At 59.4% G+C, this 14,147-nt stretch carries 10 protein-coding genes; 6 read left to right on the forward strand and 4 right to left on the reverse strand.

The window, feature by feature from the left end; all coding sequences use genetic code 11:
* Window positions 1–5 precede the first annotated feature (5 nt).
* Window positions 6–1,442, forward strand: a complete 1,437-nt coding sequence (locus AEP_RS14005) for an FGGY-family carbohydrate kinase (RefSeq protein ID WP_087495955.1) — start codon at window positions 6–8, stop codon at window positions 1,440–1,442.
* Between the two features lie 18 nt (window positions 1,443–1,460).
* Here the strand turns inward: AEP_RS14005 and AEP_RS14010 are convergent, their stop codons facing one another.
* Both AEP_RS14010 and AEP_RS14015 read right to left on the reverse strand, forming a co-directional pair.
* Window positions 1,461–2,108, reverse strand: a complete 648-nt coding sequence (locus tag AEP_RS14010; protein ID WP_087495956.1) for a hypothetical protein — start codon at window positions 2,106–2,108, stop codon at window positions 1,461–1,463.
* Window positions 2,105–2,614 (reverse strand): Lrp/AsnC family transcriptional regulator, encoded by a 510-nt coding sequence (locus AEP_RS14015; RefSeq protein ID WP_087497345.1) that lies wholly within the window; start codon window positions 2,612–2,614, stop codon window positions 2,105–2,107. The genes AEP_RS14010 and AEP_RS14015 overlap by 4 nt, the downstream gene beginning before the upstream one ends.
* Window positions 2,615–2,732: 118 nt before the next feature.
* Between AEP_RS14015 and AEP_RS14020 the strand changes: the two genes are divergently transcribed.
* From AEP_RS14020 to AEP_RS14040, 5 genes are all read left to right on the forward strand, one after another.
* Complete coding sequence (locus AEP_RS14020; RefSeq protein WP_087495957.1) at window positions 2,733–6,362, forward strand: indolepyruvate ferredoxin oxidoreductase family protein; 3,630 nt, start codon at window positions 2,733–2,735, stop codon at window positions 6,360–6,362.
* A 140-nt stretch (window positions 6,363–6,502) separates the two neighbouring features.
* A complete protein-coding gene (gene yajC, locus AEP_RS14025) occupies window positions 6,503–6,832 on the forward strand; it encodes a preprotein translocase subunit YajC (RefSeq protein ID WP_087495958.1) in 330 nt (109 codons plus the stop codon).
* A gap of 27 nt (window positions 6,833–6,859) precedes the next feature.
* Window positions 6,860–8,740 carry a protein translocase subunit SecD gene (gene secD / locus AEP_RS14030; RefSeq protein WP_087495959.1) on the forward strand — a complete coding sequence of 627 codons (1,881 nt, stop codon included), beginning with the start codon at window positions 6,860–6,862 and terminating at the stop codon, window positions 8,738–8,740.
* An 11-nt stretch (window positions 8,741–8,751) separates the two neighbouring features.
* Entirely contained in the window at window positions 8,752–9,705 is a 954-nt protein-coding gene (gene secF / locus AEP_RS14035) for a protein translocase subunit SecF (protein WP_087495960.1), read from the forward strand.
* A gap of 18 nt (window positions 9,706–9,723) precedes the next feature.
* A complete protein-coding gene (locus tag AEP_RS14040; protein WP_087495961.1) occupies window positions 9,724–12,369 on the forward strand; it encodes a DUF1631 family protein in 2,646 nt (881 codons plus the stop codon).
* A 21-nt stretch (window positions 12,370–12,390) separates the two neighbouring features.
* Here the strand turns inward: AEP_RS14040 and AEP_RS14045 are convergent, their stop codons facing one another.
* Both AEP_RS14045 and dprA read right to left on the reverse strand, forming a co-directional pair.
* On the reverse strand, window positions 12,391–12,888 hold the full coding sequence (locus AEP_RS14045) for a DUF494 family protein (protein ID WP_087497346.1): 498 nt from the start codon (window positions 12,886–12,888) through the stop codon (window positions 12,391–12,393).
* 89 nt (window positions 12,889–12,977) lie between these two features.
* Window positions 12,978–14,144, reverse strand: coding sequence for a DNA-processing protein DprA (gene dprA, locus AEP_RS14050; protein ID WP_087497347.1), 1,167 nt, complete (start codon window positions 14,142–14,144; stop codon window positions 12,978–12,980).
* Window positions 14,145–14,147: the final 3 nt, after the last annotated feature.

Here is a 14,147-nt window from a genome sequence, read left to right on the forward strand (position 1 = left end):
ACAGCGTGAAAGACGAACTGACGCTGGTCATCGACATCGGTAAAAGCCATGCCAAGCTGCTGATGTTCAACGATGCCGGTGAGGTGGTGGAACGCCACGGGCGCGACAACCGCAGCGTCCCCTCGGCCTTGGGCTATCCGGCTCTGGATGTGCAGGGGCTGGAGGACTGGATGTCGCACACCCTGGGCGCTTCGCCCAACACCGTGCGTTGTAGCCGTGTGATGACGTCAACCCATGGCGCAGCGCTGGTGGGGCTGGATGAGACCGGCTTGGCATGGGCGCCGCTGGATTACGAGTTTGATGCGCTGGCAAAGCACCCTGTATGGGCGCGCGAATTTGAGGACGCTGCAGATGCCTTCGCGCAGACGCTGTCGCCCGATCTGCCCGCAGGCTTGAACGCGGCCAGGCAGCTGTTCTATGTGCAGCACGCGCACCCGCAAGCCTGGCAGCGCACCCGCCATCTCCTGCCGTACCCGCAGTACTGGGCGTGGCGCTTGTGTGGTGAGCGGGCGAGCGAGGTGTCTTCGCTGGGGTGCCACACGCATCTGTGGCTGCCGCAGGCGGGTGAATTTTCTCAACTGGCAAGTCGCCAAGGGTGGGCCGCATTGTTTGCGCCGGTGCGTTCGGCTTGGGAAGTACTGGGTACAGTGAGGCCACAGGTGTCTCAGACATGGGGCTTGCCGCCGCACTGTGTGGTGCATGCAGGAGTGCACGACAGCAATGCCTGCCTCGCCCGCTATTTGGAGTCACTGAACCGTGATGCCACTACCAGCACGGCGTTGACCGTGGTCTCCTCCGGAACCTGGACGGTGCTGATGGCCCCCGGAGCGTCCACCCAGGGTTTGCAGGCCGAGCGCGACATGCTGGCGAATGTGGACGTACTGGGCCGCGCCACGCCGACCGCACGCTTCATGGGCGGGCGGGAGTTTGAATGTCTGTTGGCCGGCGCAGACCCGGAAGCGGGCAGCCTCGAAGATCTGCAATCCCTCATCTCCGGGGCGGTCATGGCTTTGCCTTCATTTGCGGCACATGGCGGGCCGTTCCGTGGGCGTGAAGGCAGTATCCGGTGTGGCTCGAAAGCCTTTGCGGATGCAGGCAGTGCCGGACTTGCTGCGGGTCAACGCGCTGCCCTGGCGGCCCTGTACTGCGCGCAGACGACAGCTTGGCTCGTGGAGCGTCTGTGGAGCGGGAGCGCACTGCCACGCACCGTGTTGGTAGAAGGGCCGCTGGCCCGAAATGCTTTGTACCTCGGAGCGTTGCAGGGGCTCATGCCCGCAGCCCGATGCCTGGTCAGCCTCGACCCGGTGGAGGGAACGGCGCGGGGTGCGTGGATGCTCTCGAGGTGGGGGCAGTCGACTGCGGCCGATGTGATGCCTGTTGAAGCGCTGTCTGTCGCAGGCTTGGGTGAGTACCACGCAGCATGGCAGCGCGCGCTGGTCTGAGTTCGCTGGTTCGGACTGTCAGCGCAAACTGACCTTGAGCTGAACCTCCGTTCGGGTCACGCCACTCTGGATCTGCGCGCCACGCAGGCTCTGTTGGTTGTTCTGCAGGTTTTGCTCGGTCTCTGCCACTGTCATCCACTCGCCCAAGGGGAGCAGCATGCTGCTGCCGGTGCTGGACTGTGCCGGTGGGGCATTCACTGCGCCGGCTTGGGGAAACAGGGGGCGCAGAGCTTGCTGGGTATTGAGTTCGACCTCGACCACATCGCCACCCTCCCAGCGCGGCAGCGCGCTAAAGCCCGTTCCCGCCTCGATCAGCACGGTCCCTTGGGTGGTCACGATTTGCCCGTTGCGCACAAAGCTTTGCAGCAAGCGCAATGGCGTTTGCGTTTGCACCGCGATGCGTGCATGCCGGCCATTCAGGATAAGAATTTGTTGCACCGCCGTGCCACTGCTACGGCCTTGCGACAGGCCGCCTGTGACCCTGCCACCTTGCAGGTCTACGCCCGCCTGCTGGCCATCTTCGGATTGCACCTGCCTCACTTCGAGGAGCAGATTGCGCAAGGGCAAGGGAGTTGCATTTGCTCCTGAATTGATAGCTGCTTGCGCATATACAGCGGGCGCAAGGTCCCAAAACAGTGCCAAAACCAGCCAATGTCTGCGGTTCATGGGCGTCCTTTCATTGTGGCGCCTGTGGGCGGCGCTTGTAACTGACTCAAGGGCAGCGCACTGCTGGCCTTGACCTCACCCAGCGAGAAACTGGTGTGCAGGTCTTTGACGTTGGGCAGGTTGATCAGCACCTCGCGCGCAAACTGGCTGAAACTGTTCAGGTCGCGGCTGACCACCTGCAGCTCAAAAGTACCGGTGCCGCTGATGTAGTGACAGCTGATGACCTCTGGGATCCGCCGTATCGCCTCTTCGAGTTCGTGCAGCACATCGCCGCTGTTGCGGTTGGCGTCCAGGCGCACAAAGGCCAGCACCCCCAGCCCGATTTTTTGGCGGTTGATCTCTGCCCGGTAACCGGTGATGAAGCCGCTGTCCTCCAGCGCCTTCACCCGCCGCCAGCAGGGCGCCGCACTCAGGCCCACGCGGGTGGCGAGTTCGGCGTTGCTGAGGCGCCCATCGTTTTGCAGCTCGCTCAGGATGGCCAGGTCATAACGGTCAAGTGTTTCCATAAAACGCATTATGGAGAAAGAATCGTTCTTTGGGAGGTGGTTTTCAGGCAAAGAAAGCAAACACCTATCTGAGTTGCGGGCATACACTTTGCCGAACAAAAACACGGAGACAAGCACCATGAATGCACCCCTCAACCGGGACCTGCCCGCGCACATCCGCACGGCGTTGGATTCCGTCACCCTCGATGACAAATACGCCCTCGACCACGGCCGCGCTTTCATGAGTGGCGTGCAGGCACTGGTCAAGCTGCCCATGCTGCAGCGCGTGCGCGACCAGCGCGCCGGCAAGAATACGGCCGGCTTTATCAGCGGCTACCGTGGCTCGCCCTTGGGCACCTATGACCAGTCGCTGGTCAAGGCAGAAAAATACCTGGAGGCCCACCACATCAAGTTCCAGCCGGGCGTGAATGAGGAGCTGGCTGCCACCGCCTTGTGGGGTACTCAGCAGCTGGGCTTTGCACCACCCGGCACTAACAAATACGACGGCGTGTTCGGCATCTGGTACGGCAAAGGCCCCGGTGTGGACCGCTGCTCCGACGTGTTCAAGCACGCCAACATGGCCGGCACCACGCCCTGGGGCGGTGTGATCGCCGTGGCGGGGGATGACCACATCTCCAAAAGCTCCACTGCCGCCCACCAGAGCGACCATATCTTCAAGGCCTGCGGATTCCCGGTGTTCTTCCCGGCCAATGTGCAGGAGATTCTGGACCTCGGTCTGCACGCCTTTGCCATGAGCCGTTTTTCCGGCGTGTGGGCGGGCATGAAGACGATCCAGGAAATTGTGGAGTCCAGCGCCACTGTCACCATCGATCCCGAGCGCGTCCTCACCCGCATGCCGGCCGACTTTGAGCTACCACACGGTGGTCTGCACATTCGCTGGCCCGACCATGCGCTGGACCAGGAAGCCCGCCTGTTTGATTACAAGTGGTATGCCGCGCTGGCCTATATCCGCGCCAACCGGCTGAACCACAACGTGATCGAAGGACCGCACGACCGCTTCGGCATTATTTCGAGCGGCAAGGCGTACAACGATACCCGCCAGGCGCTGCTCGACTTAGGGCTGGACGATGACACCTGCCGCCGCATCGGCATCCGCCTGCACAAAGTGGGTGTGGTGTGGCCGCTGGAGGCGCAGCTGACCCGCGAATTCGCCACCGGCTTGCAGGAGATTCTGGTGGTGGAAGAAAAGCGCCAGGTCATCGAATACCAGCTCAAAGAAGAGCTCTACAACTGGCGCGCGGACGTGCGCCCCACCGTGTTGGGCAAGTTCAACGAGGTGGAAACGCCCGACCACTACGGCGCCGGTGGCGAGTGGTCCATGCCCAACCCGAGCGCTAATACTTTGCTCCGCGCGAATGCGGATTTGTCGCCAGCCATCATCGCCCGTGCGATCGCCCAGCGCATCAAAAAGCTGGGGCTGGATGCCGACACCAGCGCCCGCATCGATGCCCAGATGGCGATTCTGGAAGCCAAAGAGCGGGCCATGCACGTCATTGACTTGGGCAACTCCGGTGCAGCGGCTGCGGTTCGCCAGCCTTGGTTCTGCTCAGGCTGCCCGCACAACACCAGCACGAAAGTGCCGGAAGGTTCGCGTGCGATGGCCGGTATCGGCTGCCATTTCATGACTATTTGGATGGACCGCAGCACCGATGGTTTTACCCAGATGGGTGGCGAGGGCGTGCCATGGGTCGGGCAGCAGCCGTTCACCAACGACAAACACATCTTCGCCAACCTGGGCGATGGCACCTACTTCCACAGCGGCTTGCTGGCCATCCGCCAGAGCATAGCGGCCGGCGTCAACATCACCTACAAAATCCTCTACAACGATGCGGTGGCCATGACCGGTGGCCAGCAGGTGGGTGAGCGGCCGGAAGGGCACTCTGTGGTGCAGATAGCGCAGAGCATGCGTGCGGAAGGCGCTATCAAAATCATAGTGGTGACAGACGAGCCTGAAAAATACGATGCAGTCGAGGGGCTGCCCGAGGGCATTGCCATTGAGCACCGTGATGAGCTGGACCGCATCCAGCGCGAGTTCCGCGACATCAAAGGCACCACCGTCATCATTTATGACCAGACTTGTGCCACCGAAAAGCGCCGCCGCCGCAAGCGCGGCACCATGGTGGACCCCGCCAAGCGCGTAGTCATCAACGAACTGGTGTGCGAAGGCTGTGGCGATTGCGGCGTGCAAAGCAACTGCATGAGTGTGGAGCCGCTGGAGACCCCCTTCGGGCGCAAACGCCAGATCAACCAGAGCACCTGCAACAAAGATATTTCTTGCGTCAAAGGCTTTTGCCCCAGCTTTGTGACGGTGGAAGGCGGTAGCCTGAAGAAGCCGGTCAAGCTGCAAACCGATGCCAGCGGCTGGCCGGCGTTGCCGGACCCTCAGCTTCCCGACCTTGCAACGGTGCAGGGCGGTGTGTGGGGCACCATCGTGGCAGGCGTGGGCGGCACGGGCGTGATCACCATCGGACAGCTGCTAGGCGTAGCGGCCCACCTGGAGGGGAAAGGTATCGTCACCCAGGACGCCGGTGGCTTGGCGCAAAAGGGGGGTGCCACATGGAGCCATGTGTTGATTGGCGCGTCCCAGGACGCGATCCGCACCACGCGGGTCGGTACGGCTTCCGCAGATTTGGTGCTTGGCTGTGATCCGGTCGTGGTGGCTGGCAAAGAAACGCTCATCCGCATGCGGCCCGGTCGCACCCATGTGGCGTTGAACGCCAACACGGTGCCTACCGCCGGCTTTGTGAAGAATGCCGACTGGACCAACCCGGGCGACCAGTGCGTGAGCGACATCACCCGCACCGTGGGCGAAAGCCATGTCGGGCTGTTTGATGCCGATGCGGTGGCCACCAAGGTCATGGGCGACAGCATCTACACCAACCCCATGATGTTGGGCTATGCGTGGCAAAAGGGCTGGATTCCTTTGGGACTGGCATCCTTGATGCGCGCTATCGAGCTGAATGCAGTTGCAGTGGGGAACAACAAGGCCGCTTTTGAGTGGGGCCGCCGCGCCGCCGTGGATTGGCCCGCCGTCCAACGTGCCATCAACCTAGGGCAAGTGATTGCATTCACGCCGCGCATCAAAGAAACGCTGGACGTCATGGTGCAGCAGCGTGTGGAGTTTCTGACCGGCTATCAAAACGCGGCCTACGCCCGCACCTATACGGACTTTGTGATGCACGTGCGTGCCAAGGAGGCTGCGCTGGGCAGTGACAAGCTGCCTTTGACTGAAGCGGTCGCACGCTACCTCTTCAAACTCATGGCCTACAAAGATGAGTACGAAGTCGCGCGATTGCATACCGACACCGCGTTCAAAAACCGCGTTGGCGCCATGTTCGAAGGCGACTTCAAGCTGGCCTACCATCTCGCACCGCCCTTGTGGGCACGCAAAAACGCCCAGGGCGAGCTGCAGAAGGCGCGTTTTGGCAGCTGGATGGGCTTAGCATTCCGGGCGCTGACGCCACTGAAGGTACTGCGGGGTACCGCTTTGGATGTGTTCGGTTACACGGAAGAGCGCCGCGAAGAGCGGGCCCTGATCGTTGAATACCGCGAGGCTATCAAGAGCATGTTGCCCTCATTGAACCTCGGCAACCTTAGCGCCGCCGTCGCGTTTGCCAAAGTCCCCGAGCACATCCGCGGCTATGGCCATGTCAAGGCCCGGCACCTGAGGTCGGCCAAAGTCCAGTGGGCTGAGCTGTTGGCGCGCTACCGCACTCTGGATCAAGCCCAACAAGCCCGGGCTGCTTAGGGCCATGCCCGCCCTTCACGGGCGGGCCTTTTCCCCCGCTTACAATGACCGGTTGTCTGGCCAGAGGCCGGTCCGCGTGCGCGCGGGCATGCCCGCAGCCGCAAACGTTTTTGTTTTGTTCCCTTTTGTGGAGTTTGCCTGTGTTCATTTCTTCTGCTTTTGCCCAAACCGCTCCCGCCGCTGCCGGAGGTGATATGCAATCCTCCTTGATGAGCATGTTGCCTTTGGTGCTGATGTTTGTGGTGCTGTACTTTGTGATGATCCGCCCCCAAATGAAAAAGCAGAAAGAGCATCGCGCCATGATTGATGCGCTGGCCAAGGGCGATGAAGTCGTGACCGCTGGTGGCGTGCTCGGCAAGGTCAGCAAGTTGGGCGACAGCTATGTGGGTCTGGAAGTGGCCAGTGGCGTTGAAGTTCAGGTGCAGCGCAGCGCGGTAGTGCAAGTGCTGCCCAAGGGCTCCATCAAGTAAGTCGTCAACCCGAAGCAAAGCGCGATCATGAACCGTTATCCGGTGTGGAAGTACGCGATCATTCTGGTCGCGCTGGTGGTCAGTGGCTTGTATGCCCTGCCCAATTTGTTCGGCGAGTCACCCGCGGTTCAAGTCTCTGCGGCCAAATCGTCCGTGAAGGTCGACACCGCAGTTCTGGCCAAGGTTGAACAAACCTTGAAGGACGCCGGCTTGACCGCAGACGCGGTGGCTTTGGAAGGCACTTCCGTCAAGGCCCGCTTTGCTGATACTGATACCCAGCTCAAAGCCAAAGACGCCATCCAGAAGGCGATCAACCCGGATGCGACCGATCCGGCCTATATCGTGGCCTTGAACCTGTTGTCCCGTTCCCCCGCATGGCTGACTGCATTGCATGCATCTCCCATGTATCTGGGGCTGGACCTGCGCGGTGGCGTGCATTTCATGCTCCAGGTGGACATGCAGGCAGCGCTGACCAAGCGTGCTGAATCCCTCGCCGGGGATATCCGCACCGTATTGCGTGAGAAAAATGTGCGTCACAGTGGTATTTCCCGCAATGCACAAACGGTGGAAGTGCGTTTCCGTGACGCTGCTACGGCGGATGCCGCCAAGCGCATCATCCAGGACCAATTCGCCGATCTGGAAACTGTGTCCTCCACGGACGGCGCCGAAGTGAAGCTGGTAGCCAGCATCAAGCCGGTGTCTGCCAAGACGATTCAAGAACAGGCGCTCAAGCAGAACATCACCACGCTGCACAACCGTATCAATGAGCTGGGCGTGGCCGAGCCGGTGATTCAGCAGCAGGGCCTGGACCGCATCGTGGTGCAGTTGCCCGGTGTGCAAGACACTGCCAAGGCCAAAGACATTCTGGGCCGGACAGCAACGCTGGAAGTCCGGCTAGTGGACGAGGGTACCGAGGCGCGCTCTGCCGAAACCGGAACCGGCCCGGTGCCTTTTGGCTCGGAACGCTATCTGGATCGCGAAGGGCGCCCTGTGATCGTCAAGAAACAGGTGATCCTCACCGGTGAGAACCTGACGGATGCTCAACCCGGCTTCGATAGCCAGACCCAGGAACCCACAGTCAACCTGTCCTTGGATGCCAAGGGTGCGCGCATTTTCCGTGACGTCACCCGCGAGAACATCAACAAGCGCATGGCCATCCTTTTGTTCGAAAAGGGCAAGGGCGAGGTGGTAACCGCTCCAGTCATCCGCTCTGAAATCAGCGGCGGGCGTGTACAGATTTCCGGTCGCATGACGACCATAGAGGCGGCTGACACTGCCCTGTTGCTTCGCGCCGGCTCATTGGCGGCGCCCATGGAAATCATTGAAGAGCGCACCATTGGTCCGAGCTTAGGTGCTGAAAACATTGCCAAGGGCTTCCAGAGCGTTTCTTGGGGCTTTACCGCCGTGGCCATTTTCATGTGCGTCTATTACATGCTGTTCGGCATGATCTCCAGCGTCGCGCTGGCGTTCAACTTGCTGCTGTTGGTGGCGGTCTTGTCCATGTTGCAAGCCACCTTGACCCTGCCGGGTATGGCCGCGATGGCGTTGGTGCTGGGTATGGCGATTGACGCAAACGTGCTGATCAACGAGCGGGTGCGCGAAGAGTTGCGCAATGGCGCGTCGCCACAAGCTGCCATCCACGCCGGTTACGACCGCGCATGGGCCACCATCATCGACTCCAACGTCACTACGCTGATTGCCGGCTTGGCCTTGCTGGCATTCGGTTCCGGTCCGGTACGTGGTTTTGCAGTGGTTCACTGTTTGGGTATTTTGACGAGCATGTTCTCCGGCGTCTTCTTCTCGCGTGGCGTGGTGAATTTGTGGTACGGTCGCCAAAAGAAGTTGAAAACGGTTTCCATCGGTACCGTTTGGCGTCCTGATGCTGGGCAGCAGGTCACCACCAACTAAAGGGAAAAGTCATGGAATTCTTCAAAATCCGCCGTGACATTCCGTTTATGCGGAATGCTTTGATTTTCAATCTGGTCTCGTTCGTCACCTTTGTGGCGGCCGTGTTTTTCCTGTTTTCGCGCGGGTTGCATTTGTCGGTGGAGTTCACCGGCGGCACCTTGATGGAAGTCAGTTATTCCCAGCCGGCTAATCTGGACAACATTCGGAGCACCGTAGCGAGCTTGGGCATCAATGACGTCCAGGTTCAGAATTTCGGTACTGCACAGGATGTGTTGATCCGCATGCCGGTGCAAAAGGGCAGCACTTCTGGCCAGCAAAGCGACAAGGTGTTGTCCGCCCTGAAATCGTCAGATGCCAGCGCGACCTTGCGCCGCACGGAATTTGTGGGCCCCCAGGTGGGTGATGAACTCGCGGCTGACGGCTTGAAGGCTCTGGCCTTTGTGGTGGTGGGCATCATGATCTACCTTGCCATCCGTTTCGAGTGGAAGTTTGCGGTGGCAGCCATCATCGCCAACTTGCATGATGTGATCATCATTCTTGGCTTCTTTGCGTTCTTTCAGTGGGAATTTTCCTTGCCCGTATTGGCGGCCGTATTGGCGGTCCTGGGTTATTCCGTGAACGAATCGGTGGTGATCTTTGACCGTATCCGCGAGAACTTCCGTCGCTACCGGAAGATGAACACGGAACAGATCATCGATAACGCCATCACTTCAACCATCAGCCGTACCATCATCACCCATGGCTCTACTCAATTGATGGTGCTGTCCATGCTGGTATTCGGCGGTGCCACCTTGCATTACTTCGCCTTGGCATTGACTATCGGGATTTTGTTCGGCATTTATTCCTCGGTCTTCGTTGCGGCAGCTATTGCGATGTGGCTGGGCATTCAACGCGAAGACTTGGTAAAGGGAGGCGTTAAAAAGGATGCTGACCCCAACGATCCGAATGCGGGTGCTACTGTCTAAAGACAACTGAACACGACGATGGCTACCGGTCCCACGCTTTCCCCCCGTTTGCAGCTTACGCGCGCACTGCGTGAGCGATTTCTTGCTGAGGCCGGCAAGGCACTGCTGGAGATCAGTGGGGCGGTCCAGGAGCGTTTGACCACGCTGATGGATGAGCTGACCAATGCCCGTGAGTCTCAGTTGCGCCGGGATATCTGGATGGCCTACAAGCAAAGTCGGCCGGTATGGATAGATGGAACCACCAAAGTCTGGCGTGAGTGCCTGGAGCCGCCCAAGCAGAAGAAGGCATCGGGCTTGGAGTCTGCAGGTTTGGAGCTGGTAGGCACCGAAGTGGTGGAGAACAAGATTCTCGCCTCACGCATGGTGTTGGCGGTGAACGAAAAAGTATTGCCCCAGTTGGATGACTTGCGCATCCGCATCAAGTACCTTGAGGGGACTGAGGATCTGGAAGGGCACGATCTATTGCGGCCCGAAGTTCTGGTCCTCCTGCTCGTCGAACAGTGGGCGAAGTCCGGGATGCCCGGAGAGTCATGGCCAATGGTCACCGAGGTGGTGCAGCGCCTTCTGATTGAGCGCTTGATCGTGGCCTACAAAAATGCCAACGATTTGCTGATCAGCAAAGGTGTGATGCCGACCATTGAGTTGAAAGACCGCGTCAAGTCACCCACCAAGTCTGCATCGCCGCGACCGCGTGCCCCGGTACCCGGTGTCGACGCCCCCCCTCCAGAACATGGCTCCAGTGGCTATGGGGACATGGGCTATGGCGATGCGGGATATCCGCAAGGCCAGTTCGCCCAAGGCCAATACCCCCAGCAGGGTGGTGGCTACGGAGCGACCGGGTTCTCCTCTCCGACTGGGCGCGCAGGTTTGCAGCAGGGTTATGCGGCGCCTCAAGGGGGCGGTGCAGCTTCAGGGCATGGTGGTGTAGAGCAAGTGAGTTCGGCTCCACGCTCTGGCGGAGGCTTTTTCAGTGGTCGCTTGGGTTGGGGCGGAGCTTCGTCAGGTGGTGCAACAGCAGGCGGCATGGCGAGTGGACCTGCATCCGGACCGCAAGGAGTCAGTACTTCGACCCCCACGCCCTTCTGGCGTCAGTCGTCCGGTGCGAGTAGCACCCCCGGGCAGGCCTATGGAGCCGCTGAAGAGACTCGTATGCTGACTGCTACAACGCCATTGGCACGTGCGAGGAGTCGAGCGCAAGGTGTCATCGGACAAATCCGTAAATTGTTTGTGGCACATGGCGGTGGCGACTTTGTGGGCACCGAGCATCACGCGCCGTCTCCAGCCTTGGCGGCTGCCATGGCTTATCAGCCGGCTGGTGGGATAGGGTACGCCGCTGGTGGCACGATGTACGAAGATTACAGTCCTGCGGGCGTTGCGAAAGTTGCAGGCGACTTGCGTGAGAAGTCTGCCGAACTGAAGAAAAAAGCAGAAACCAAAGGTGAGAAAGCGACCATTGAGATCGTGGCGCTCATGTTTCAGGCCATTCTCGCTGAGGAGCGCATTCCGCCCGGAATCCGCGTCTGGTTTGCCCGTTTGCAGATGCCGGTTCTGCGCGTGGCCTTGGAAGACCCTGACTTTTTTGGTACAGCAACCCACCCGGCCCGTATGCTGATTGATCGCATGGGTTCCTGCGTTATGGGTTTTGACGCTGCAGGCGTGCATGGAAGTGCCATGGAAGCCGAGATCAAGCGTATTGTTCAGGTGATCGAACAATATCCGGAGACGGGCAAAAAGGTCTACCAGATTGTTTTTGACGAGTTTCAGAAATTTTTGTCCAAGTTCCTGACAGAAAAGGGTCCCGCACAAAAGGTGGTCGGTGTTGCTCAGCAAGTCGAACAGAAGGAAACGCTGGCAATCCAATACACGATCGAGATGCGGAACATGCTCAAGGACATGCCTGTCCGTGACGAGATCCGTGACTTCCTATTCAAGGTGTGGGCCGAGGTTCTGGCTGTGGCCGCAGTACGCAAAGGTCCGCAACATGCGGACACGCTGGTGTTAAAGAAGTCAGCGACGGATCTTGTATGGGCGGCCAGTGCCAAGCCCAACCGTGCAGACCGGGCCAAAGTGATTCAGGATTTACCAAATCTGTTGCTCCGTTTACGTTCCGGAATGACCTTGCTGGCCATGGCTCCGTCTGAGCAAGAAGCTCATGTGAAGCGGATCAGCGATACCTTGGCGGATGCTTTCATGTCGAAGACACAGGCTATTCCGCAAGCGAAAATTGACGCCATGGCCCAGCGTCTTGGCAACCTGGAAGACTTCGTGTCTGAGGACGGCATGGGAGACTTGCCGTTGGATGCCGAAAGTATCGAAATGATGTTGGGTATCGATGCCTCGGCGATCGAGGTAGTGGCCAATGGTGGCTCCAAACCAACCGCAGCCATGATGGCTTGGGCCCAAGAACTCCAGCTCGGAACCTGGTACACACTGGATCACAACAACCAGATTACCCAGGTGCAATTTGCTTGGCGCAGCGATCGCAAACACCTCAACCTGTTTGCCTCGACCTCGGGAAAAAGTTTCCTGATTCAGGGCGGGCGTTTGGCGGCGTACTTGCAAGCCGGTCTACTTTTGCCCCAAGAAGAAGAGGCACTCACCGTACGCGCTACGCGCGATGCGTTGGCCAAACTCGAAGCCAATCCTGAACGTTTGCTTGCCTGAGGATCTCTTTTCGTTCGGCGTTTAGTGCACGATTCGGATTTCGTGGTTCTCGCAGAGCTCATCCAGTACCAAGGCATCGGGTTCCTGCCCGAATGTCCAGAACACCATGAGGATGATGATCTTCAAGTCATCCAAGCTGATCGGGGCGCTGGTAATAGCCATGCTGCGGTCCATAACTACTTCCCGGATGTGCGCCGGCAAGACACCCGAACTCTCCATAAAGCTCAAATATCCCAAACACACGGGACCCAGCTGGTTCTGCTCTTGCACTGAATACACCCGGGCGCTGCGGCTGGATGGAAGGTGCAGCCAGGTGCTGTGCAGCACGGTAGGCGAATCGGTCGCAGCTGGTCGGGCAAATCTTGCCGCACTGCCCAGACCCGACAACCAGTCGAGGGCTTCAGAGATTTCACCCTCGTCAAAGCCTACCGCATTGAGTTTTCGTTGCAGGTGCGCCGGCTCCGGGCAACCGTCTTCTGCGTAATAGTTTTCGTAAACAAAGGCGAGGACTTCGAACATGGAAGCCAATATATCCCAGAAAAACCGCGCGGGATGAGCAGGTCTGAACTGCCCGTCTTTTCTCCGGATCAGTGAGGGCTGGGTCCGATTCAGGCTGTTCCGAGACGCTGGAACTTGCTACCGGGCAACCGCGCAACAAAACCGGCTAGCTCGAGGCCCATCAAGAGAGCTTGCAGCGTAGCGGTATCCATTCCGCTGCGGTTTTGAAGTACGTCAAGGCTGGTAGGTTCGAACCCCAAAGCGTCCAGCAAACCGTTCTCTAGGGAAGAGAGGGAGGTCGCGGCAGATGGGCTGACTTCGCTGGTACCATTGGTTGACGTCGACGGGGCCCGCGCATTTGTCATCAAATTCAGTTCATCCAGGATGTCTTGCGCAGATTCCACTAATTTTGCGCCTTGTTTGATCAGCGCATGGCAACCCCGTGCTTGGGTGGAATGGATGGACCCCGGAATGGCGAATACTTCTTTACCCTGTTCGACGGCCATGCGAGCCGTGATCAATGAACCGGATTTCAGGGCTGCCTCGACGACCAAAGTACCCTTGCAGAGGCCGGAAATAATGCGGTTGCGTTTGGGGAAGTTGGCCGATAAGGGTGGGGTTCCCAGCGGATACTCGCTCAGAAGAACTCCGCGTGCGGCAATCCGATGGGCCAATTCCAAATGGGCTTTGGGGTAGACCCGGTCCAATCCTGTGCCCACCACTGCAATGGTGGCGAGCTCATCCTTGAAGCTGCCCTCTAATGCGCCTTCGTGGGCAGCACCATCGATACCTAATGCCAAGCCTGACACCACAGTCAACCCGGCTTGTCCAAGGGCTGCGCTGAACTGTCTGGCGTTCTGAATGCCCTGTGGCGTGGGGTTTCGGCTGCCCACGACCGCAACGCCTCGCTGTGCACACCGTGCGAAACCGGAAGCCAGGTCCTGTACCTGCCCCATTGCATACAGTATCAGAGGCGGATCTTCGGTGTCAAGCAGCGCGAGTGGGTAATCGTTATCGCCCAAAGTCAACACGCGCCGCTGATCGGGAGCTGCCTGTAGCCAATGCCGGGTAAGGTCAACCAGCTCATCGAGGCCCTGCGGTACTTGTAAAAGGGCCTCAGCCTGCCGCTCAGTGACACAAACCCGGAGTTCAGACTCCGTGGCCTCAAAGATGGAGTTCGGGAGTCCGAAATGCTGAAGCAGACTGCGGGCGGTGACGTTACCGACGCCGCTGGTCAACTCAAGGCGCAGCCAGCTGCGCAGCTCCTCCGCATCTATGCC

It is taken from the genome of Curvibacter sp. AEP1-3 (assembly GCF_002163715.1).
Taxonomy (GTDB): domain Bacteria; phylum Pseudomonadota; class Gammaproteobacteria; order Burkholderiales; family Burkholderiaceae_C; genus Allorhodoferax.

Excerpts from the sequence above, each read along its gene's own strand:
- AEP_RS14040 (WP_087495961.1), top strand. The coding sequence starts at position 9,724 with ATGGCTACCGGTCCCACGCTTTCCCCCCGTTTGCAGCTTACGCGCGCA.
- secD (WP_087495959.1), top strand. The coding sequence starts at position 6,860 with ATGAACCGTTATCCGGTGTGGAAGTACGCGATCATTCTGGTCGCGCTG.
- secF (WP_087495960.1), top strand. The coding sequence starts at position 8,752 with ATGGAATTCTTCAAAATCCGCCGTGACATTCCGTTTATGCGGAATGCT.
- AEP_RS14010 (WP_087495956.1), bottom strand. The coding sequence starts at position 2,108 with ATGAACCGCAGACATTGGCTGGTTTTGGCACTGTTTTGGGACCTTGCG.
- AEP_RS14045 (WP_087497346.1), bottom strand. The coding sequence starts at position 12,888 with ATGTTCGAAGTCCTCGCCTTTGTTTACGAAAACTATTACGCAGAAGAC.
- AEP_RS14015 (WP_087497345.1), bottom strand. The coding sequence starts at position 2,614 with ATGGAAACACTTGACCGTTATGACCTGGCCATCCTGAGCGAGCTGCAA.
- AEP_RS14020 (WP_087495957.1), top strand. The coding sequence starts at position 2,733 with ATGAATGCACCCCTCAACCGGGACCTGCCCGCGCACATCCGCACGGCG.